General features: G+C 45.9%; 14 protein-coding genes. 3 read left to right on the plus strand and 11 right to left on the minus strand.

The annotated features are described in order from the left end of the window. Positions 1-66: 66 nt before the first annotated feature. From BT127_RS06235 to BT127_RS06245, 3 genes are read right to left on the minus strand one after another with little or no spacing between them, the layout of a single operon-like run. Positions 67-1,161: a glycosyltransferase gene (locus BT127_RS06235; RefSeq protein WP_075424165.1), complete on the minus strand. Its 1,095-nt coding sequence runs from the start codon at positions 1,159-1,161 to the stop codon at positions 67-69. A 1-nt stretch (position 1,162) separates the two neighbouring features. Next, positions 1,163-1,984, minus strand: coding sequence for a glycosyltransferase (locus tag BT127_RS06240; protein ID WP_075424166.1), 822 nt, complete (start codon positions 1,982-1,984; stop codon positions 1,163-1,165). Between the two features lie 4 nt (positions 1,985-1,988). Then, positions 1,989-3,413, minus strand: coding sequence for an exopolysaccharide biosynthesis polyprenyl glycosylphosphotransferase (locus tag BT127_RS06245; protein WP_075424167.1), 1,425 nt, complete (start codon positions 3,411-3,413; stop codon positions 1,989-1,991). 469 nt (positions 3,414-3,882) lie between these two features. Between BT127_RS06245 and BT127_RS06250 the strand changes: the two genes are divergently transcribed. Then, positions 3,883-4,974 (plus strand): tyrosine-type recombinase/integrase, encoded by a 1,092-nt coding sequence (locus BT127_RS06250; RefSeq protein WP_075424168.1) that lies wholly within the window; start codon positions 3,883-3,885, stop codon positions 4,972-4,974. Between the two features lie 146 nt (positions 4,975-5,120). On the opposite strand, the gene BT127_RS06255 is transcribed toward BT127_RS06250, so the two are convergent. Genes BT127_RS06255 through BT127_RS06270 form a run of 4 tightly spaced genes read right to left on the minus strand, consistent with a single transcriptional unit; the run spans position 5,121 to position 18,971 of the window. After that, a complete protein-coding gene (locus tag BT127_RS06255; protein WP_075424169.1) occupies positions 5,121-5,333 on the minus strand; it encodes a hypothetical protein in 213 nt (70 codons plus the stop codon). Between the two features lie 15 nt (positions 5,334-5,348). Further along, positions 5,349-8,921, minus strand: coding sequence for a YodL domain-containing protein (locus BT127_RS06260; RefSeq protein WP_075424170.1), 3,573 nt, complete (start codon positions 8,919-8,921; stop codon positions 5,349-5,351). A gap of 5 nt (positions 8,922-8,926) precedes the next feature. Beyond that, positions 8,927-10,036: a DUF3848 domain-containing protein gene (locus BT127_RS06265; protein WP_075424171.1), complete on the minus strand. Its 1,110-nt coding sequence runs from the start codon at positions 10,034-10,036 to the stop codon at positions 8,927-8,929. 13 nt (positions 10,037-10,049) lie between these two features. After that, the gene (locus BT127_RS06270; protein WP_318257178.1) at positions 10,050-18,971 is read right to left on the minus strand and encodes a helicase-like domain-containing protein; all 8,922 of its coding nucleotides are present in this window, start codon (positions 18,969-18,971) and stop codon (positions 10,050-10,052) included. An 86-nt stretch (positions 18,972-19,057) separates the two neighbouring features. On the opposite strand from BT127_RS06270, the gene BT127_RS06280 reads away from it, so the two are divergent. Together BT127_RS06280 and BT127_RS06285 are read left to right on the plus strand one after the other, a co-directional pair. Next, positions 19,058-19,579 (plus strand): hypothetical protein, encoded by a 522-nt coding sequence (locus BT127_RS06280; RefSeq protein WP_075424174.1) that lies wholly within the window; start codon positions 19,058-19,060, stop codon positions 19,577-19,579. Beyond that, positions 19,572-19,769, plus strand: a complete 198-nt coding sequence (locus tag BT127_RS06285) for a hypothetical protein (protein ID WP_075424175.1) — start codon at positions 19,572-19,574, stop codon at positions 19,767-19,769. The genes BT127_RS06280 and BT127_RS06285 overlap by 8 nt, the downstream gene beginning before the upstream one ends. Positions 19,770-19,784: 15 nt before the next feature. On the opposite strand, the gene BT127_RS06290 is transcribed toward BT127_RS06285, so the two are convergent. The 4 genes from BT127_RS06290 to BT127_RS06305 are packed head-to-tail and all read right to left on the minus strand — an operon-like array spanning position 19,785 to position 22,953. Further along, positions 19,785-21,851: a DNA topoisomerase gene (locus BT127_RS06290; protein ID WP_075424176.1), complete on the minus strand. Its 2,067-nt coding sequence runs from the start codon at positions 21,849-21,851 to the stop codon at positions 19,785-19,787. After that, on the minus strand, positions 21,851-22,390 hold the full coding sequence (locus BT127_RS06295; protein WP_075424177.1) for a hypothetical protein: 540 nt from the start codon (positions 22,388-22,390) through the stop codon (positions 21,851-21,853). Before BT127_RS06295 ends, BT127_RS06290 begins: the two co-directional genes overlap by 1 nt. Continuing rightward, the gene (locus BT127_RS06300; protein WP_075424178.1) at positions 22,368-22,703 is read right to left on the minus strand and encodes a hypothetical protein; all 336 of its coding nucleotides are present in this window, start codon (positions 22,701-22,703) and stop codon (positions 22,368-22,370) included. Before BT127_RS06300 ends, BT127_RS06295 begins: the two co-directional genes overlap by 23 nt. Then, positions 22,693-22,953 (minus strand): hypothetical protein, encoded by a 261-nt coding sequence (locus tag BT127_RS06305; RefSeq protein WP_075424179.1) that lies wholly within the window; start codon positions 22,951-22,953, stop codon positions 22,693-22,695. The genes BT127_RS06300 and BT127_RS06305 overlap by 11 nt, the downstream gene beginning before the upstream one ends. Position 22,954 lies beyond the last annotated feature (1 nt).

Consider the following 22,954-nt stretch of genomic DNA (forward strand, 5'->3'; position numbering starts at 1 on the left):
TCCAATAAAAATAACAAGTAACCAGTACGTGAATATTCCGAATAAACGTGCATATAAATACATCTATCATTCTCTTCCTATGATGTTTTTATACATTTCATGCGATCTACTTGCAATCTGATCCCAAGAATATTTTTTTGATAACATTAAAGCATTCTTACCTTTTTGTGGCAAGAGTTCCCTTTCGTTTATCATACGCAAAATAGAATTTCTTATGGATTCTACGGTATTATCTGCTGCCCATCCTGCATCGTTTTCCTCAATTTCTTTTTTCATATTTGTCCCTTGTGTCACAAGACAAGGTAATCCTAATGATAATGCCTCTAATAGCCCCATAGAAAGACCCTCAAATCGTGATGTCATAACGAATACATCACTATCCAATAACTCTATGATCTTTTCATCACCAAATAAAGGATTCGACACTACTTGAATAATATCAGATAAACCATATTTATTAATTTTATTACAAAGTTCACTTACTGGAGCAGTATCTTTAACAGAACCAATTATTTTCAAAGAAAATCTAACCTTTATAAGTTCTTCTTTTATCGGAATTATTGCATCAATTAAAAGATCCAATCCCTTTTGATACGGCTCTATTCTACCTATAAATATTGCGTGTATAGAGTCTCCTCTGAATTGTCTTTTCGTTTTGGCATTAGCATCAATGCCATTGGGCAAAATAAAACCTTTTGTTTTCCATTGGCTTGAATCTGTTTTCTCCTGAGATGTTAAATACTGAATTGAATGTGCATTACGAATTATACGACCATATATCAAAAAATTACCCAAGATTTTTTTGAATTTCTTTTTATTCTGAGCTTGTCGTGTGAGCTGACTTCTTGGTATGAGTATGTAGGGGATTCCCGATTTATATATTTCATACAGTATCTTCGGATTATGATACACGTACACTTCTTCAATAATAATCAAATCTGGAGAATTAAAAGGGACTGGCAAATCGGCAAGAGTTTGACTTGGGTATTCTTGAATATCATGATAAAATTCATACTTGCTATAGTCCACTGTATTTATTTGAGAGACATTGTACCAAAAAACATTATCATATATAGATTGTGCCTCTATTTGTTTGGGGACACTATATGATGGTCCACTACATTTTGAACCGTTCAATTTACTTATGTATAATATATTCACTTCATCTTTCCTTTCTTAATGCTTTATCAGAAATCAACTTCATAAGTGGCATAGGCATTAAGAATAAAGCGGTCTGTCCCATTAGCACATATAGTAAATCGAAAAAAGAACAATGTTTTCTATTATAAATATCAAGTGTTACCTTATATATGCTTTTCAGTCTTGTAAAACTCTTCCTTCTTTTATAATTATCTGCATTTGATCTGAATAGCAATAAGGATTCGTTGATATTTCGTGCTTTCGCTCCACTATGTATTAACCGTGAAAACATATCACGATCTTCGTTCCCACGTGTATGCCCATACCCTCCACATTCAATTATCTTCGATTTCTTATACATAACAGTTGGATGATTAAACGGCTGTATTCTGCCTATACGCTTGCGAATTTCCTCCGGTTCAGACGGAACAACACGAGAACACTTTATATCTGTTGGATCATCCCAAAATTCATCAATATTGCAGCCTACGATTGCAAGTGTCTTGTCCTGTTCAAACAATGCGAGTTCTTTTGCACATCGTTCTGGTAAAGATATGTCATCTGAATCCATACGAGCAACAAGTTCATTTCTGCAATGCTGTAATCCTATGTCTAAGGCTCTGCCCAAACCAACATTCTGTTTTAACGATACAATTGTAAATAGCTTACCATTATTCAATTTATAATTATCTATAATCGTTTGTAATCCTTCATTCAATTTGCCGTCCAGAACAATCACAAATTGTTCTGGCTTTGCTGTTTGATTCAGCATACTTTCAATTGCCTGCTTCAAATATTCCGGCTTTTCTTTATCATAAACAGACATTAAGATACTATATTCCATATTTTCACTTTCCTACAAGCTGCTTTTCCTTATACTCTGCTTTATTACTGATTTCAACGTTATTCGTTACATCAAATCCCTCCGTACTCTCTTTCTTAAACAGTATCCTTACCGTCATAAGAATAATACGCAGATCAAGAGCAAGTGAGTAATTTTCAATATACATCAAATCGAGCTTGAGCTTATCGAGCGCCGTGGTGTTGTACTTGCCGTACACCTGTGCATAACCCGTCAGACCGCCCTTGACTTTGTTGCGGAACTCAAATTCCGGTATCTTAGCGCCGTACATCTCGCAATGCTCCACACGCTCCGGTCGAGGCCCAACGATAGACATATCTCCCTTGATGATATTGAAAAGCTGGGGCAGCTCGTCCACTCGGAGGGTGCGGATCACCTTGCCGACCTTTGTGATGCGGTCATCGTTATCGGTAGCAGGGTGAGGTTTACCGTCTGCTTCGGCATTTTCAATCATAGAACGGAACTTGAGAATATCAAACTGCTTTCCGCCTTTTGTGATTCTTCTCTGACGATAGAACACAGAGCCGCCGTCCTCCAGCTTGATAGCTATTGCTATGATGAGCATAATCAATGAGGACGGTATCATTGCTATCAAGCAGAGCGTTAAGTCCATTGCTCTCTTGGCAAAACGCTGTGCCGGTGTTAATCCACGTCCACGCACTAATTTCAGCGGCGTATCGAACAGCATAATATCCTCGCTGCCTGAATAAATAACATCGGACAGGTTTGGAACGGAATATGTGCGGATAGAGTTCTGATAGCAGAATTTCAGCAGATCGTTACGGGTTTGAGCATCAACATCATTGATAACAACAGCATCATAGCCCATAATCGCTGATTCTATCGCCTCAAGCGAAAACTCGTCACATGACATCATTCGCTTGATCTGGTACTTATCGCTTCTTGTTTCCATTTTCTGTTTCAGCGAGGGAGCATCATCCTTGCCATATATCATGATCATTCGCTTAGGTATGCAGAATGAATGATAGATAGCCGTAAATAAATAAGAAAGCCCGAATGTTAATAAAATGTCGATTCCCATAAGTATCAGCATCGGTATCGGAGTTATCATTTGATTGGCTATCAGACAAAGCTGGAAATATGTAACGAAATTCAGTATGAACATCGAAATCCATTGCGATATTGTAACATCTGTCAGCTTTATGTGACCAAATTTAAAGCCGTCACAATAGAAGAACAGTATATAGTTCAAAAATACGTAAACAAGTGTCAGTAAATACTTTCCGTTGTCGAAGAACGGCGGCATAGATGAGCCGTCATATTTTATCCGCCAAACGCCATAATAAGTAAGAGCGAGTACAATGACCTCAATAATCGCTTCAACTCTGCGGATAGAGCTTTTGACTTCATCAAATCTGCGCTGTCTGCGCTTGCGCTCAGCTTCTCCCATAAAATCACATCCACCTTAAACAATATGTAAATCATACTTTTTGAAGTTACCAAGTGACAGGCATTCTAATTAGACTTGTATTCGCCTGTTGAAAAGGGTATCATAGTATCATCAGCCTGTCAGCACTATCGTTTTCGCAAAATAAACAATTTCAGGAACACCAATGCAGATACGCCCGTATGGATCGGGAACGCAGTAATTAGGGCGGCGAAGCCTTGTGGCAACACCGAAAGCCTGAAATCTGAAAACGTGTATAAATATAATTCTACCACAGTAAATTGTATTTTTCAAGTAGTTATAGGACATCTTGACGAATTTTGTCAAATTCAACAACCAAACCTATTTTACCCCCCCATTTTGTGAAGAAATCATCAACAAACAACGTGATATTGAGATTTTTATTCGTAATAAGTATACCTGAATATACTATCAGTATTCCGTTTTCAAATAGAACAAAGGAGAGAGTTATATGCTGCAAAACAGAGAAACAATCACACAGCGTAAGGACGGTCGTTTTATGGGGAGATTTATTATCGACCATGAAAGCAACGGAAAGCCCGTCTATCAGTATGTCTACGGCAAGACATACGAAGAAACCGAGCAGAAGCTCCGCATTGCCCGTGAGATCGAGAGCCAGTTTCTGTCCGGTCGCTGTGTTACTATATATAAGGTATACGGCGAATGGCTGAACGCTATCGTCAATCGTGTCAAAGAGTCTACCTACGCCAATTATACGATGAAGTTCGAGAAGCATATTTTGCCTGTATTTGGCGATATGCTCTGCACCGAGGTCACATCTGCAAAGATCAACGCTTTCATCAAGGATAAAATGGACAGCGGACTGTCCGCAGGGTATGTTCGTGACCTTTTTGCCGTATTCAAGGCACTTCTAATCTATGCACAGGAGGAATACAACATCAAGCTCTCTCTGAAAAATGTGTCACTGCCGAAGGCAGAAAAGAAAAAGTCCCCGAAAATGAGCGATGAACAGCAGAAGAAGCTGGTCGGCTATGTGAAAAACCACATCGACCTGACTGGACTTGGTGTACTGTTATCGCTTTTCATGGGACTTCGTATTGGTGAGCTTTGTGGCTTGAAATGGGGAGATATTGACCTCGTTCACAAGATTTTGCGTATCAATCGCACGGTACAGCGTATCTGCAAACAGAACGGCAGCCGTAAGACAATGCTGATCGTTACAGCACCGAAAAGCTCCAATTCCAGACGCTGTATTGCCATTCCAGATTTCCTGATGCCGTATCTGCTTGCTTTCAAGGGAAGTGATAATGATTATATTCTTTCCGGCAGCGAAAAAATTATAGAGCCGAGAACTATGCAGTATCGCTACAAGAAGATACTTGAAGCCGCTGATATAGAAAGCTCCAATTATCACAAGCTCCGTGCGACCTTTGCTACAAACTGTATTGAAAACGGCTTTGATGTGAAAACGCTGTCCTGCGTACTCGGTCACAGCTCAGTAACGCTGACACTTGAAAGGTATGTCCGCCCAAGCCGACAGTATGAGCGACGAATGATGAACAGCCTCTCTGCACGAATGTAGTGTCATTCTGTGTCAGAAACAGCAGCTTGAAAATTGAATATCACGGTAATACGGCGATTTTACGAATTGTTTGTAATTTGTTTATTTTGCGAAATATTGTCTTTCAGAAATGGCATACCGGGGATTCTCGATATGCCTTTCCTGTTTTATTCTATCATATCATAATCACACATAACAGCGGCATAATCCAACGCTTCATGCTCCAGCTTATTTGTCAGCGTGACTGCACAGGCAAACATCTCAGAGTGTACAGGCACAGCGAGCGTAATCTCACGCAGTACCTCCAATGCCTGCTTCTTATCCCTGCATCCGAGAGAACGGAGCAGCGTCCGTTCCTCAACCGTCAGAATACTTGTCATAGGACATCCCTTCTATCAAAGTTTCGGTTTCTTAGGCTTTGGCTTGTCAATCTCTGGTGTAGCCAACTTCAGTTTCAAAAAATCCGGCAGTGGCTTGAATCCGAATGAATCCACATAGAACGCCTGATTTTTCACCGTAACCACATCGCTCACGGACAGGCTGTGTCCCTTGAAATCGTCAGGACGCTCCATATTGAACTTATAAAACACCGCTTCAAGCTGCATACGCTGATCGGAATGTTCGGAAATATCTGCGATATTGCCCTCATAAACCTTGTTGTAGTTTGCAAGATCAGGCTGCTGCCCATGTTTTGCAAGACGCTCATAGGGTTCAAAGCGAATATCTCTTGTTTCATCACCGGGCTTTAGCTGATAGATCGCAAAATCATGCTCCGGCTCAGGCGGAACAGGCGGTGCAGGGGCGGCTTTCGTTGCAGCAGGTTCATCGACTGCTATATCTTTGGAAATCTCAGGCGGATTTGCAAGCAGCTCAGACAGCGCCGCATTGCAGGCGAAATAATCGCCCTTTGCCATGATCTCACCGATTTTGTAGGTATCATCATCATTTTTGACGTACTGCTGCACATAATGCGTATCAGGAGTAGCTTGATTCTTGCTGACCTGAATGCGGTATACCACATCGGGCAGCTCCTTTGACTGCTCCTTGTAAAGCTCTGCGGATTTTTCATCCAGCACTTGCGGATGCACAAGCTCGCAGCGGACGGTTTTCTTCTTCTGCTCAAACAGTTCAAGCATTGCTTTCTTTGCTTCTGCGACACTTGCCATGTTCGGGATCACAGGTGTTACCAGACCGTCAGCGCTGATCGTGACGATAGCATAGCGGCTATTGGCAGACTGCCGTACAGCATACTGTTCCACAGGTTTCGGAGTAATGCCGGCGTTTTCCTTTCTCTCTGCCAGTTTTGCTTTTGCCATTTCAAGTGCCTGCCTATTCTCAGGGGAATATGTTCTGTCAGTGAGCAGATCATATTCCTGCCTTGTCATATCAATGTTGCTGACTGTACCGTCCGCATTCACACAGGCTGCATTGATTTTTGTAACCTTGCTGTAAAACTGCTTGGCAGTTTCGCCTGACATTTTCTGCTCTCTGTCATAAGCATCATTGTCCAGCCAGCCGATTCCATCTACAAAATACTCGTTGACTGATGAGTTAAAATAACTTGTTTCCGGGATTCCTCTGTAATCGTCCCTAACAGATACACGCTCTGTAGAAAGCAGGAACTGGTCAGACAGATACTCCGATAAATGCGGCAGTTCAGGCTTGGGCGCTTCCTGTGCCAGCTCTTTTGAACGGTCGATCAGAACTTCAAAAAGATGATTGAGCCGTACCGGATGCTGCTCTGTCAGGAATTTCAGGCGCATCTGATCGCTGTCAAACTGAAAACGTGCTGCTGCATTTCTGACCTCCGGTGTAAAACGTCCGTCATGCTTTTTGAGCTGAATTGTTGCAGCAACGGTATACATGGTGCGCTCCATACCGAATTTCTGTTCCAATTCCTGAACAAAGCCTTTCAGATTGCGGTTTTCATAGGCATCATAAAGATTTTGGTCAATATAATCCCGGCAAGCCTGAGAAGCATGGATACTGTCCCATAGTTCGTTCAGTCGGTCATTCTGCCTTGCTTCTACAAAAGATATTGTCACGATCGGCACATCCTTCGGATCGGCGGGCGGATGTTTCTCAGGAATATTCTGCTTCCGGACATTGCCCTGCGGACTGTCAAAGTATGCTGCCGCTGTCGGTACTGCTGCTGTTTTTGAATAGCTTGCCTTTACTTTTGCGACTGCCGCCTCATATCTCGGTACATCAGCCTTACGCACTGTTATTGTGACAGAATATCCTTTTCTCACGCCGCTGAACGGAACACCGTCTGCTTCAAGCTGTTTCGCAATATTCTCAGCATGACGGGGTTTCAGCTTTGTCATATACTGTAGCTGTGATTTGTCGCCAAGCTCTGTATAAGGCGTGTTGCCGAACACATTGGGGTTCGGCGCAGACGGTACTGTTGTCTGCTGAACAGGCTGCGGATTAGTAGTTCCACGCTGCTGTGCATAACCGGCTTTCACCTTATCGACCGCCGCCAGATAGCGGGGAATATCCGTCTTGTTGACCGTGATCGTTACGGTATTACCGTAGTGCTTTCCGCTGAAACGCACTCCGTCCGCTTCAAGCTGACGGGCAATGTTATCAGCGTGACGAGGTTTGAGATTTTTGTAGTATTCAAGCTGTGACCGCTCACCAAGCTGTGCATAGGGCGTATTTCCGAACACGCCAGATTTTTCCTGCGGACTGCCGCTGTAATGATTCATTTGCTTTCCCTCCGTATTTGTAAAATTCGGCGCATCAAAATTCATTGCCGCCATATATTCTTCCTGTGTAATATCCTGCGGTATTTCCTCCGCAGGCGTGATCTGCGAACAGGTCATTTCCATATCCGCAATCAGACGCACGGTTTCTGCAATGTCCTCATGCTCTCCGGCATACTGGAATATCATCTCCTGATCTTCCTTGCTGAAAATGATATTTCTGCTTTTGCAGTCGTCTATCAATATCTCAGCCTTCTGGATATTGTTAAGCTCCGTATCAGCAAGCATTTCGTCCATTGTCAGGTCACGCTTTTGCAGCTTGAGCAGTTCGGATTCAATGGATGAAGTCAGCTTTTTGGCTGCCTGTTGTATCTCATCAAGAACTTTTGTAAGCTGATCGAGCTGCTTCCCGTCTGACCATGATGCAATATACGGGAAAGAATACTCCGATGTGTCCAGACCGAGCCATTCCGCTACGATAAAAGCAGTTGATTCCGCCTGTACTTCCTTTTCGTTTCGTGCGGATTTTGCAGTAGCGATTTCCAGCGACGGATCATGCAGCAGCTTGTGTGCGCACTCATGAAATGCTGTTTTCAACATTTGTGCATCGCTCATACCAGACTGTACTACGATCTTATCATCCGTAGGACTGTAAAATCCCTTTGCACCGCCTTTGATATCTGCAAAATTGATGCGGATACCTGTTGCTCGTTCAAGCGCTCTAATGATCGCATCTTTTTTGTCGCTGTCAAAGTCGCCGGATAATTCCTGTACCGGTTCCGGTAATTCCTTACCGGAGGTTTGCGACACATCAAAGACGTAAACCTTTTTGAAAGCTAAATCCATGACAGGCTTTTCAAGTATCTCCGTCTTTTCCGTACCGTCAGGATTGTACTGCCTGTTACCGAACTCGTCCACAACAGGACGTTCGATTTCTTCGATCATATTGGTCTTGAAGGCAACAGGCGCAAGAATCTCAATGCCGCTTGCCCCTTTATTGACCTGCCGACCAAGCTGCTTCCATTTACCATATGCAGCTACCAACGTTGCGTCCGGTTTCTGCATAGCGATCAGGAGCGTATTTCTTGCAGAATAATCCGTGAACTTAGACATGAATTTCAGATATGCCTTGTATTTATCCGAAGTGAATACCTGCTGTACGCCCTCGTCAATTCGTTTGAAAAGCGCTTCCATATCCGCACGTTTTTTCTCTCGGTATGCCGCCTTTTCCTCTGATGTAAACTGTTTTTTCCATGCCATTTTTGTCACCTCTTTGGATAATGCTTTTGTTTCTGCTCCGGTTCTTTTTGAGAATGCGAAGCGGTCATCTTCTCTGCAATTTTATCTTCTTTACGATCAATAGAATACTGGATACTCTCTGCGGCTTTCTCCATTGCATATCCCATATCCTCCATGTCAGTCCAGTCATCATGTGAGTTCCACTCCTCATAGATTTCCATGAGCGTATTTTCCGAAGAAAGCAATGTCTTATATTCCTTCGCAGACAGCGGCGGTTCATATAACCGCATATACATCGAAATCTGGTCAGTTGTGACGATCATATACGCAGATCGGATAATATCATCCGGCGATCGTTCCCGCAGATCGCTCAGAAAGTCGCAATGTTCTTTGCGTATCTTATCTTGCAGCTCTGCATGGAGCTTTTTGATCTCGTGTTTGTCCCAAAGCTCCCTGATGTTTTGCCCTGTGAGATTGGCGGTCATATCTCCGAATTCACTTATAACCGAATCCCGAAATTCTGTCCATTCCGGTCGTTTCATCAAATCATGAATTACTACCGCAAGTGACATATCCGCATCCCGTACAAAGATAGCATCACCATCGTCCAGCGAAGCCTGCAAATCATCCACATCATAACAGTTGTTAAAGCCTTCACAGCCACGCAGGGGTATCCGCATCTCAAATAGCTCTGCTGCTACCTCCGGTGTAACAGAAAGGCTTGCCTGATCAGTCGCATAAAATGCGCCGCTCTGCACAAATGATATTGCTCTTTCATAGCTCATATCATTGTAATTGACTGCTGCAAAGCAATTTGCTGCGGTGGAAGGATAAATCGTGTTCAGACTGTCAAGGAAAGCATCTGCATACGGTTCATTTCTGTCTGTGTACTGTGCATGATCCATTATCATGAGATAGCTTTCCTCTGACATTCGTTTCTGAGAATATGCCTCTGTCAGCTTATTGAATGTCTGCGGTGAATATTTACAGTTTGCAAGCATTCGTGCATATTCCTTGTTATACTCAGCCATAACCGACAGGGATACATCAGTGTATCCCTGCGTCATGACCTTGCGGAGCTGCTGCTCTGTCAGCCGTTCCGACAGGCGCTCCAAGCATTCACCTCTGCTTGTCATAATGCATCCTCTCCTATCTTTTTACTTTGTGAGTTGTCGGTTTTGATTGCTCCTCCTGCGGCATAGTTGTCCTTGGTCGGTCTGAATACGCCGCAGCCGGAACTGCAACTGATACCATGCCGACCTTTATTGTTGACGGCAATTTTTCTGCCGCTATATTATCATGTGTTTCAGAGACCGGCACCGGTTCATCATCACTGTTCATACTGAGTTGTTCATTGACATAATCGAGCCGCTTCTGCATATCAGCAAGCTCCTGCGCCCGTTCAAACGGTTTTGTCATCGCAGCCCGTGCGTCCTCCAGATCCTGCTTAGCCTTGTCCAGATCACTGGAGAATTGCTTGATTTTTGCATTGATCTGAATGCCCGCAAGGTTTTCAATACGTCGGACATTACCGATGTTATTATTGAGTGACAGTTCTGCGTAATATTTCAGATTGCCTTGCAGACAAATGCTGCAAACCGTGCCGCTATCAAAAAATCCTGTCTGATTTTTCTCTATCGTCAGATCAAATCCGAAATACTTGCCAAGCCGGATGCTCTCCCCGGTCGTACTGCATTTGATAAGAGCCTTTTCAATTTCAGCACCGGCTTCCGCACGGTCGGTATAGGTCTTGCCGTCAATTTCGATCTGAAACTCCGCATTGTCCGGATGCTGCTCCTGAAATGCCCGCAGATCGCCGCTTGCTTTTTCCAGAAGTGCCGCATAGTTCTCAATCTGCTGCGGCAGTCTGCGCTCTGCAAGCTCCTGCATTTTGAATACAGATTTCTTATGTTCCGCTTCCAGTGTTTTCAGCACAGCAATATCATTGTCAAGCTGAATTTTCTCTTTTATCATCGGGTTGCCGCTTGCGATCGCCTGCATCTGTGAATAGGTCAGGACGGTTTCATCCACATCCTCTGACACACGAACAGGATCTTTGCTTGTCATGATCTGTGAGATAAATTTAGCCTTGTTCGTGATAATTCCCATAAGATATGCGTCAAAGGTATTTTCTGTCAGATAGTGATAAATCCCCACTTCGGGGAACATATTGCCCTGACGGATGCCTCTTCCGTCCTGCTGTGTCAGGTCAGCAGGCTTCCACGGAATGTCCAGATGATGGATCGCACATATCCTGTCCTGAACATTTGCGCCTGTGCCGAGTTTCGACGTACTTGCGAGGATAAAACGCTTTTCGCCCTTTCTGAGCTGCTCAAACATATCTGCTCTTGCCTTGTCTGTTTTTGCGTCGCCTGCAAAACATATCTCATCACGGGGGATTCCACGGCGTACCAGTTCATCTTTGATTGCTTCATAAACTGAAAAATGCTCATCGTCCTCGTTGATAGCTATGTCGCAGAAAACGATCTGTACGCCTTTCTGCTCTGCCGTATCATGATAGTTCTGCTCCAGATTGTCGATCAGCATCATCACCTTGCTGTCAGGCGCAGGCTCTGCATCACGGAAGATACAACGGCTGTCCAGTCCGAGAAGACGTGCTTCATGGGTAATACGAAGCATATTATCCTCATGAGGATCAACATTTCCGTTATGAATCCGCTCCGACCTCGCAGCAAGCTCCTTCATATATGCCTTTTGTCTGTCATCAGGCTTTGCTGTCACAACGATCGGCGCACCAGTTTTCAGTGCAGGCACAGGCAGCTTTATCATGTCGGGAGTCTGTATATCTGCAAACTCCTTATACATCTGCATCAGTTCCGGGATATTTACGAATTTGGAAAAGCGGTTCTTCATCTGAAATCCGTTACCCGCAGGCTTGATCTCAAGCTGCGAAACGACCTCTCCGAATGTGCTTGCCCAATCATCAAAGGTTTCCAATCCTGCCTTTTGCAGAAGATCCGGTCGCAGGTATCGCTGCATAACGTAGAATTCTACCATCGAATTGCTGACTGGCGTGCCGGTGCTGTATAAGATATTATTGCAGCCGTATTTATCATTGAGGTACTGCGTTTTCATCAGCATATCCTCGGATTTCTGCGCTGCTGTTGTCTGTACGCCTGCAACATTGCTCATTTTTGTTGCGACATAGCAATTCTTATAATTATGTGCCTCGTCACAGACCAGATAATCGAATCCCAGCTTTTCAAAGCAGAGTGAATTATCCTTTTTGGATGACATCAGCTTTTCCAGCTTTTCCTCAATACGCATTTTCTGACGTTCAAGAGCCTTGACAGAAACACGGTCACTGCTGTCCACATCTTCCAGTGCGTCCATGACCTCTGCAAGCTCCTTTTCCATAAACTGCTTGCGGTATTCATCAGACATCGGGATACGTTCAAACTGCGTGAATGACATAATCACAGCGTCATAATCGCCGGTCACACACCTTGCAATGAATTTCTGTCTGTTATCCTTTGTGAAGTCCTCTGGTCTTGCCACCAGCAATTTTGCATTCGGATACAGACGCATCCACTCAGATGCCATCTGCAATGTAAGGTGTTTCGGTACGACTACGCAGGCTTTTGAGATCAGACCGAGCCTCTTTTTCTCCATTGTTGCAGCAATCATCTCGAAACTCTTTCCGGCGCCGACGCAGTGTGCCAGAAGCGTATTGCCGCCCAGCTTTGCACGAAGAACGGCATTTTCCTGATGCGCCCGCAGCTTAATTGCCGGATTCATGCCGGGAAATGTCTGATGACTTCCGTCATATTCTCTGCCCCGGATCGCATTAAAAAGATAGTTATACTTCTCTACATATTTATCCCTCCGGTCAATATCCTCCCATACCCAGCTTTTGAAAGCCTCCTTCATCTGACGGGCTTTTTCTTTTGCAAGCTGTGTTTCCTTTGCATTGACCTCATAGTGAAATTTTCCGTCCTCATCGTCTACACGGTCACGCACAACAATATCACGCTGATTCAGCAGATTTTCAAAAATATGATAGCTGCTCATGCGTGATGTACCGAAGGTCTCAGTTGCCGCAACCGATTTGTCCTGATACAGACCGTCGATCTTGTATTCACCGAATTTTGTTCTTGTAACAGGATGAAAGAATGTATCACCCTTGCAGACCTCACGGAAGAACCGGTTATAGTCCTCGACTTCGATCCAGTTTGCACCGATACGGACAGATATTTCGTCTGCTTCCAAGTCCTTCGGTATCACCGACTGCAATGCGGTCACATTGCGCTCAAAGCTCTGGTCTATCAGCTTTGCATAGTCCTGTGCGATTTTCAGCTTTTCACGGACGTTGCCCGAAAGATATTCGCTCGCATCCTCATAGCCGGAAAACGGCTCATCGTCCTTGATTTTAGCAGGATTGCGAAAAATCTCTGTGCCAAGCTCAGAAATGACCTGTTCCGGTTCGCAGCCGACAAGCTCTGCCATATACGGAATATCTACTCTGCCGTGCTTGTCCAGCGATACCTGCAAAGCCTCCTGCGGTGTTTCCACAGAGGTGATCTCCACCTCCGGCTGAATGGTTCGTTTCGTGAATATTTCCGCTTTTTCAACGGTTTTCTTCTCTACATCCACGATCTCCAGCGCCGCAAGTGTGTTGTAATCATCGTCCTGCCGGAAGCAGCGTTCATTCACACTGTCCGTGATATTGCCGTATGCCTTACGGAATTTATCGTAAACGGCATTCAGTTCACGCTGTAATGCTGCCAGTTCTTCATCAGAACAGCTTGCCGCCTGTGCATCAATGACAGCCATTGCTGCCTGACGAATCCTGTGCATACCCATCATGCGGTCAAGTGTTTTTCCGGTTTCCTGCACACGGAGCATGACCTCATTATCACGGAAATAGAGCTGACCGTCCACAAGCGTATGCGTATAGTTTCTGACAGAAGGATCGGCTGGGATCACATCGCCCTCCTGCATCTGCCGTTCCTCTGCTTCTATGGTTTCAATGCTGCCCTCGATCTTTGCGACTGCTTCTCTGATCTGTTCTGCAAGCGGTATCGTATCATCACCGATACAGGTCGTTACTCTGCTGTCCTCACCGTACTTACCCTTCATACGTTCATCCCAAGCCATTGTGCCGAGCACCATATCAGGATGATCGACGAAATACTGATTGCATGGAATGCCGTCCGGCGTTTGTCCCATATGTACCCAATCAGGCACTTCGATCGTCAGCGTTTCACGTTTTTTCAGAAACAGAATATCCGTTGTAGTTTCCGTACCGGCGTTCTTTTTGAATGCGTTGTCCGGCAGTCTGACTGCACCAAGCAGATCACAGCGCTCCGCAAGATAGCGGCGAGCCTTTTCGCTCAGCTTGTCCATTGTAAACTTTGATGTGACAATTGCAACCACACCGCCCGGCTTCACCTTATCCACCGACTTTGCGGCAAAATAGTCATGAATCTTGAATTTATGCTTGTCATACGCCTTGTCGCTGACACGGTAATCACCGAACGGCACATTGCCGATGACAACATCAAAGCTGTTATTATTGAAATGCGTCTGCTCAAAGCCTCGCACCTGAATCCTGTCCTGCGGATAAAGCTGCTGTGCGATTCTGCCGGAAATGCTGTCAAGCTCCACGCCGTACAGCCGGGAGCTGTCCCGCATATCTGACGGCATTTTTGCAAAGAAGTTGCCGACACCCATAGACGGCTCTAAGACATTTCCGCCCGTGAAGCCGAACTGTGAAAGTGCTTGATAGATACCGTCTGAGATTTCCGGCGGCGTATAAAAGCTGGTCTGCGTTGATGAACGTGCTGCCTTGTATTCCTCCGGCGAAAGAAGCTCTAAAAGCTGTTTCTGCTCTGTTTCCCAGCCAGTCGGCGGCAGCTCTCCGAGATTTCCGGCGTAGCTGTCCGCAGCCATACGATCAGTCACAAATGCCTGCGGAATGCCGCCCCAACCGACATATTTTGCCATGACAGACTGTTCCTCCGGCGTTGCATAGCGATTCTCTGCTTCAACACGCTGCAAGGTCTGTATTGCTTCAATATTCGCCTTGAATCGGGATTTTGCTCCGTTCGGTGCGGTATCTGACGGGTTATAGTGATAGGTAACGGGAATGCCGGTTTTCGGCTCTGCCTTCTTGGTGACAGTCATGCGTTCAGGTGTCTGAACAGTTGGCTCTGCCGCAGGTTCTTCTGCTGTTGCAGTTGGTGTCGTCACTTCTGCGGTTTCCATTATTGGCGTCATATCCGGCGCATTGCTGAGGGAATCAGCTTTCAGCTTTGCAAGCTGTTCAGGTGCGTTTTCTACCTCCACATCATCATTGACAAGATCACGGAACAGCTCATAGTCATGCACAGGGATCAGATCAGATTCAGAAACATCAAGTATCTGTGCCGCAGCAAAACGGAAGTCTATTTCTTCATCAAGCTCCCATACACCGCCATCAACAAGCGAAAGATCAGGAGCAAATATTGCATAGTTCAAGCCTTCGTCGCTGTTCATCAGCTCGACAAAGCGCTCGTCTGCAAGGGACATAAATGCTGTATCTTCCTGTTCCACATTTTCAGGCGGCTTCGGAATGACTTCATCAAGCGGAATGCCATACTGCTGCAGCACCTTCTTCGCACGTTCAATGACATACTGATTAAAAGTACCGTCGTCAGAACGCTGCAAATCACGCTTTGCACTGCGGATGCGCTCGTCTATATCCTTCTGCGAGATATATTTATTCTCAGCAATCAGCCGTTCGATGCGCTCTGCGACCTCGTTCCACTTCATAAAAGCTGTACATTTCGTATCTGCACTAAACGGACTTTTTGTAATGCGGATGCCTTTTGCATCGTGCCATTCGTCAAAGCCTGCGTGTCCCATACCGCCGTCGCCGTATTCATGCTTCAGGAACTGGATACGTTCCGGCAGCGTATGTTCCTCTGCGAAATACTCCGCAATACGGAACTTACCGCTCTCGACGCCGCTTCCGTGAGTGGTCAGAAAATGGTCTTTTTCATCATCTGTGATGAAAAACTGCGGCTGAAAATTGAAATCAGGCTTCGTGATAAAATCCGACCTTGAAAGCAGCAAATCCTCCAGATGCTGCAAAAGCTCCTTCGGCTTGTGATAATGCATACGGAGAATATCAGGATTCTGCTCATATTGACTAAGAAACAGCTTCATTCCGGCGATATATGCTTTCAGCGTTTTCGGATCGGTCAGCGCTGCTTTTACCTTTGCCTCACATTCCGGGAAACCGCCCTCCGTCATTTCCTTCGGGAGAAAGAAGTCGCCCTCTACATCCCGTTCCAGAAACAGCAGCCGCTCCGAAATATCTTGAAGCTCATAATCTGCTGCACGGTCTATTTTATCCTGTTCGCAATATTCACCTTCACGCAGCATTTTACTGATACGCTCCGCCGCCTGTTCCCATGTGATATGAGTGTTTTTGCCTTCCGGGAAAGCGGTATTGCTGATCGCTGCTGTAATACCGTTTTTATCAAACCACGCTGCCACGAGGGAAGCGCTGCTGTAATCAGGCGGAGAATACTTGTATCCACGACCGCCTGTGCCGAACTCCCTGCGGAGAAATTCCGCATTCTCAGCAGCAGACTTGTTCTTCTGAAACCAAGCTACAATGCGCTCGATTGATTTTGTATCGTTGCTTCCTGCACGGAGAACGTGATCAATCATTTCCGAAGTCGGCGCTGTCAAAGATACAGAGACCGTTTTCTTTTTGGGGCGCTCTTTCTTTTCCGTCTTTTCGATTGGTACAGGCTCGCCAAACAGCGTGAGCTGAATATCTCCTGATTCCGGTTCAGGTGCTTCTGCTGCCGGTCCAGTAAATACCGGTGCTTCGATCTCACGGCTCTGCGGGATAAACTCAAAGCCGAGCTTTGTCAGCTTTTCCTGCCATTTGCCGTAGATGTTCTGCACATTGTCAGGAGCGCTTTTCTCGCTGTTGGATAAGCGGATAGAATAGTCGCTTTTTATTACGACTGTCCATATCTCGCCGTCCAGACGAATCTGATCGCCGGCATCAAGGTCATCAGCATAATAGCCGTTTCGGTCATGTGTAACCGGAGCACGGAACAGCTCAAACTGTTCTAAATCATAAGCCTGCTGACTTGTAAACTGAATCGGTCTGCCTTTGTAATTGAGATATGGTGTATGATCATCAGTCCGCAGCACTTCAGTTTCAAATAGATTATCACCGATACTGCAATCTGCTGTAACAACACCATCATTTTCATTGAAGCTGTAAATAACAAGCTGATTCCTGTCAGCGTTTTTTGTGCTGCGCTGTAATGCAGGCTCTTTGAGATAGCGGTTTTCTTCGATCAGCTTTGCGATATATGCCGCTACAAAGTCCCATGTCAGACCGGCTTCCTTTGTACGGGAAAGATAACTGCTGCCCTCCCATACCATCAAACCGTTTTCTGCTGTCTTATAGCCGACCCGGGTACTGCCGATGTTCATTTCACAGTATTCCGTATTATATGCTGTTTTCAGAAATGCAATGCGGTCGTTTTCATCATGATTATCAGCGAAATATGCTGCGATCTCGCCGCATTTTCTGTTAAAAAACTGATCCTCTGTCAGAATGCCAGCAATGATACTTTCATCTGTCAGCAGCGGCAGATTTCCGGAAATAAGCGGAAAGTTGTTGACGATCACCGGCTCAGTTTCTTCTGCTGTCACAGGCTCAGGCTGCACCGGTATATCTGTTTCAGTGTGCTTATCCGGCTCTGCGGCAGACACCGCCTGTTCCGGCTCATCATGTGCGATCTGCTCCTTTTCGCGATTGAGCATCGCCACCATCATGATCTCACGAATCTCCTGCGCCTGTGCAGGGGAGAATTTATCTGCATGGAAGCGGTTGAAAAATGTGATCTCATCTATTTTGAGGTCTGCGCCGTCAGTAAAGGCAAGACCTGCCATCTCATAGCTGTCAAGACGCCGGTTAAAATCGGCATGGAGATAACGTTCTTTCAGGTATGCGACTGTCAGCTCAGAGTCCGGAACACGATCTCCTCCATGATGATATGCTCCAGTTTCAGCAGACGTGTTTTCTCCCACTGCTGCATCTGAACGAAGTCTGTCGGTCGGGGATTCTCCCTGCGATACTGTTCGTCCAGCACTGCCCAGCGGTTCTCCGCCTGCCTGTCGATCTCTCTCGGAATGATCTGCCACCGGGCTTCCATAACCAGAACTGCTACCTCTGTCGGGTGTTCTGTTTTCATCCACTCCTGCCACATTCTGCCCCATCTGCCGATCGGTCGGCGCAGGAGCGCCTGTTCCTGCGGACTGTCCGTGTACTGCATTTCGGTCAGGTACTGCCCGGTCGGGCTCATTTTCATGTTCATGTGCTCTTTCCCTCCGTTTATTTAAGATTTGAAATACCTCACGCTCCACTTCAAGGAGCGAATCCTTTGCCGTTCTCTGCACCAAGTCGCAGAAGCGGATCAGGTCACGGGTATCGTGAAACATATCTACTGCATTCAGATTCAAGCCGCCGCTGACCTTCATATCACTGTCCAGCTCGCATCGGCAGGATACCATGAACCGCACCGCTGATACGACTGACTGCTGATATGCCTTTTTCTGTTCATCGGACAGCCCCATCTGTGAGATGATCTCGCTCATATCTGTGCTGCGGCATTTGAGGTTATCTACAGATACCGCAGCAAGCGTTTCCTGAATTGTTTTGCAGTCTGCGCCGTATTTCTGATTGATCGCCGCTGTCAGGTCTGATGCAAGGCTTTCGTCCAGTTTCCAGAGGTCAGGGATACGCCTGCCTTCGGTCTGCGTAATGTCAAAGAGGTGCTTGCATTTGCAGTCCTCACCGAATACGGCAATACTGTGTTCACCACGATTCACACGCCTGCCGAGCCTGTTCCAGATCTCCAGTGTCGCAACCTTTGTTGCATACGGATTCTGCTGATAGATCAAGGCAGCATCCGAAAATGACTGCTTATACATTCCCGCAGAAAACCGCAGAAAGTGCGCCAGTAGCTGCTTGTCGTGCAGCAGACGGTTCGTGACTTCCGTCCAGTTGTAGAGGACGGTATTGTATCTGCTCAAACTATTTCCTCCTTCCAGTCAAAATAAATGTTGCATTTTTGTGAAATTCATGGTATAATAGGTATAAGGAAGGTGACAGTCATACCATGAACATTGAAATTGATAAGCTCACCCCATGTCTTGAGAGAGTCAGTGACAAAGAAATTGTTGATACGACCTTTTCTCCCGTGACAAAAGCCGAGTTAAAGACTTTGAAAAAATGGCAGTTCAAATGGACTGCGAAAGATTTAGCTGAATGTGAAATATACAAGCTCACTGTTGAAAATGATGATCGCATTCAAGGCTTGATCGCTATTCAGGATATGCGTGGAAGTAATGCTGTCTATGTGAAGATCGCAGAAAGCGCTCCGCATAACTTCGGAACATCTAAAGAATACATAGGCGTTGGCGGTCACTTGTTTGCAATCGCAGTACAGCGCTCCTATGAGCTTGGTTATGGCGGATTTGTTTACATGGATGCTAAGAATACAAGACTTGTCAAGCATTATGCAGAGAGATTGGGAGCAATACACATTGGTCACCCACACCCGTACAGAATGATTATTGATGAAATGGCTGCATACAAGCTGATTCGCACCTACAATTTTAGGAGGGATTCAAATGTCTGAAAAAGAATTTATGGAAGTCTGTGAGCTTGATAATATCGCTGACGAAGCAGGCGGATTTGTAGCTTATCATCCGACTGATGAAAATGAAGTGCAGTATGACTATCGTGCTATCATCGAATATTGCAGAAAGCGCGGCATTGAACCGCTTGATATGACAATTCGTGAAATGCAGCAGTTTATTGTTGCCTGAATCTCCGGCGCACTGTTAATCAGCAGTGCGCCTTTTCTTATCGTTCACAAACTCTATCAGCCTGAGATTGACATACTGTCCGGTATCCTCCAAAGCGAACACAGCACTATATTTCTTGCCCTTTGAAGATGTGCAGTTTCTCAGCGTGACCTTCCCTGTGCCGAGCAGCTCTCTGATTTCCGCAGCAGTGTAGCTTCTGCCGATACGCTTATCCTGTCCGAAAATGAAAAATCCGCATTTCTCCTTACCGGCTTCGCAGGAAAAGCCTTTGCTGTTTTTGCATACCTTTCTGCCGCAGCGAGGACAGATACCGACCGTTACCTTACGGGTAACTGGTATCCGGCTTGTGCGCTGTCGTTCTGCCTGCACAATATCTGAAACGGTATTGCCGATCTCACGGAGCAGATCATCAGGCTTTGCTTCGCCGTGTTCAATATCCGAAAGCATTTGTTCCCAATGCGCCGTCAGCTCTGCTGACTTCACATTCTCCGGCAGTGATGCCGCAAATGCTCTGCCGTAATCGGTCGAAAGCAGCATTTTTTTACTGCGCTCGATATATCCTGCTGAAATCAGTTCCTCAATGATAGAAGCTCTGGTCGCCGGTGTACCCAAGCCACGCTCCTTGACATAGGTTTTCAGCTCTTTATCCTCGATCAGGCGGTCGATGTTTTCCATGACCGCAAGCAGACTGCTTTCCGTAAAATGCTTAGGCGGTGTGGTTTCTCCCTCTTTGATCGTCACTTCACCGATGGGGAACGAATCCCCCTGTCGGTAACTGACAGCCGGTGTTTCCTGCGGCTCCTTTTTATATGTACGCCAGCCGAGCTGCACAGGCGTTTTCACCGTCAGCCTGAAAATAACGCCGTCCGCATCGAATACATACTTTGTTTCATTGTAGATATACGGCTGATCCAGTACACCGAGAAAGCGCTCAATAACGAGCTTTGCAACATTCTGCTCTGCTTCGGTCAGCTCTGCCTGTCCGAGCCTGCCGATGATGTTTGTGGGGATCAGAGCATGGTGGTCGGAAACCTTGCTGTTGTTGAATACACGCCCGTCAAGGCTCAGTCCCTGCGATTCAAGCTGCTGAACACGGCTCTCATCATAGCCTGACAGACATTTCACGATACTGCCGACCAGCGGCTTCATATCATCGGTGAGATAGTTACTGTCTGTACGGGGATAGGTGATAAATTTCTGTTCATAGAGCGACTGCGCCGCTTTGAGCGTTGCTGCCGCTGTCATGCCGTAGACCTCATTGGCTTCCTGCTGCAAGGAGGTCAGGCTGTGCAGCAGCGGACGTTCTTCCTTCTTCTGCTTGGTTTCGGCTGATGTGACAGTTACCGTTTTACCGCTGCACTCTGCCGCAAGTGCTTCTGCCTGCGCCTTTGTATCGCAGATCGTTTCGCATTCAGCGCCGTTCGGGAGCAGAACCTTGAAAAACGGCTTGCTGACAAATCCGGCGATCGCCTTGTCACGTTCTGCGATAATATTCAGGACCGGCGTTTTCACTCTGCCGACCTTGTGAGAATCATCATTGACGATGCTGTAAAGGCGTGAAAGGCTCATGCCGTGAATCCAGTCTGCTTTGGCTCTGGTAAATGCCGCCGCAAACAGTTTTTCCATATCTGCGCCGTCACGGAGCGTATTCATGCCCTGACGGATACTTTCGTCCGTCATGGAACTGATCCACAGACGCTTTACCGGCTTTTTGCAGCCGAGATAATCATAGATGTAACGAAAGATCGCTTCACCCTCACGTCCAGCATCGCAGGCATTGATGACCTCGCTTACATCGTCACGGAACAGCAGCTTTTTGAGCAGTCTGAGCTGCTCGCCATAGCCGTAAAGCGGGTAAAGTCTGAAATCCGGCATCATCGGGAGCGATGAAAGCTCCCATTTGTCCCAGCCGTAATCCTCCGGCATTCCGATACCGACGATATGACCGACTGCATTGGTGACGATATATCCGTTTCCCTGATAGTATGACACCTTCCCGTCGCTGATACGTTCATTCGCACCGAGACTGTATGCAATATTCTGCGCAACGGAAGGCTTTTCACAAAGAATCAGTCTGAGCATTAAGCTGCCTCCTTTCCGCAATTCTCCTGTGAGCAGAGATTTCGTTTCAGCTTTGCTGCGACCTGCACGGAAAGCTCAATGATAAATTCAGCGGCACAGAATCCGTCGAATTTATCTGTTTCGGTACGATAGATCGTTGTAAAATCCCTGTTCGCTGTAATGATATAGTACAGAAGCATGATACGGTCGTTATTGATGTCATATACCACATCATAGCCGCACTCGATCATAATACCGTCATCTGTATAGTATCTGCTCTGCGGCACCGATGCGAGATGTACGGCACGGTTTGTCAGCATTCCGGTTGCTCTGATATGTTCAGGGAAAATCTCATCCATGTACTCATCATAGGTGCAGAAGTGATAGCTGTATACACAGTATTCCTTCATGTCAGCTTCGGGAATACGGTTCAGCACTTCAAAAGCACCTTCCATAAAATAACCGATCTCCTCGCTGTTCAGGCAGCCGGCAGGTTCATGTGCAATACAAAAATCTGTCAGCTTTGTTTTTAAAACATCAGTCATCATCCTGAATCTCATTTGTATCCTCCTTTGCTGCTGCGGCAGGCTTTGCCGCAGGTATGGTCTGTGTCGTTTTGTCTGTTTCAGCGTTGGCTGAGATCTGACCGCTGGATACAGCATTGCGCAGACTGTCGATATCCAGTCCGCCGTCGTGTATCATACCGAGCAGAGACTTCATTTTCTCCTTATCCAGTTTAGCAGCGATCTCATCTGCCTTACGTTCCTGTTTGCGGAGAATGTCCCTGTGATAAGCGATCAGATCCTTAGTACGCTGAATGTTCTCTCTGCATTTCTGCAATTCGTCTGTGAGCTTCTGTTCTTTATTCGCCATTATTTCGCCCCCTTTTAATCCGGTAGATCAGATATGCAATGATAAGCGCTATAAGTGCTGCCCCGTCAGAGAAATGGAAACTGAAACCGAAATCCATTTCCTTGAATGTACCGCTGTGAATACCGGTCACAAGGCTCATAACGATAAAACCTGCGAGAAAGATCAGCGTAAAGATAAACACTTTATCCTTCTTTGGCTTTTCAGACTTATCGCTGTCCTGTATACGCCTGTGCTTAAAATAATCGAACATT

The sequence above is a fragment of the Ruminococcus sp. XPD3002 genome, assembly GCA_900119535.1.
In the GTDB taxonomy this organism is placed as follows: Bacteria; Bacillota; Clostridia; order Oscillospirales; family Ruminococcaceae; genus Ruminococcus; species Ruminococcus flavefaciens_H.

Excerpts from the sequence above, each read along its gene's own strand:
- BT127_RS06290 (WP_075424176.1), bottom strand. The coding sequence starts at position 21,851 with ATGCTCAGACTGATTCTTTGTGAAAAGCCTTCCGTTGCGCAGAATATT.
- BT127_RS06240 (WP_075424166.1), bottom strand. The coding sequence starts at position 1,984 with ATGGAATATAGTATCTTAATGTCTGTTTATGATAAAGAAAAGCCGGAA.
- BT127_RS06255 (WP_075424169.1), bottom strand. The coding sequence starts at position 5,333 with ATGACAAGTATTCTGACGGTTGAGGAACGGACGCTGCTCCGTTCTCTC.
- BT127_RS06305 (WP_075424179.1), bottom strand. The coding sequence starts at position 22,953 with ATGTTCGATTATTTTAAGCACAGGCGTATACAGGACAGCGATAAGTCT.
- BT127_RS06245 (WP_075424167.1), bottom strand. The coding sequence starts at position 3,413 with ATGGGAGAAGCTGAGCGCAAGCGCAGACAGCGCAGATTTGATGAAGTC.
- BT127_RS06280 (WP_075424174.1), top strand. The coding sequence starts at position 19,058 with ATGAACATTGAAATTGATAAGCTCACCCCATGTCTTGAGAGAGTCAGT.
- BT127_RS06295 (WP_075424177.1), bottom strand. The coding sequence starts at position 22,390 with ATGAGATTCAGGATGATGACTGATGTTTTAAAAACAAAGCTGACAGAT.
- BT127_RS06250 (WP_075424168.1), top strand. The coding sequence starts at position 3,883 with ATGCTGCAAAACAGAGAAACAATCACACAGCGTAAGGACGGTCGTTTT.
- BT127_RS06265 (WP_075424171.1), bottom strand. The coding sequence starts at position 10,036 with ATGACAAGCAGAGGTGAATGCTTGGAGCGCCTGTCGGAACGGCTGACA.
- BT127_RS06260 (WP_075424170.1), bottom strand. The coding sequence starts at position 8,921 with ATGGCATGGAAAAAACAGTTTACATCAGAGGAAAAGGCGGCATACCGA.
- BT127_RS06300 (WP_075424178.1), bottom strand. The coding sequence starts at position 22,703 with ATGGCGAATAAAGAACAGAAGCTCACAGACGAATTGCAGAAATGCAGA.
- BT127_RS06285 (WP_075424175.1), top strand. The coding sequence starts at position 19,572 with ATGTCTGAAAAAGAATTTATGGAAGTCTGTGAGCTTGATAATATCGCT.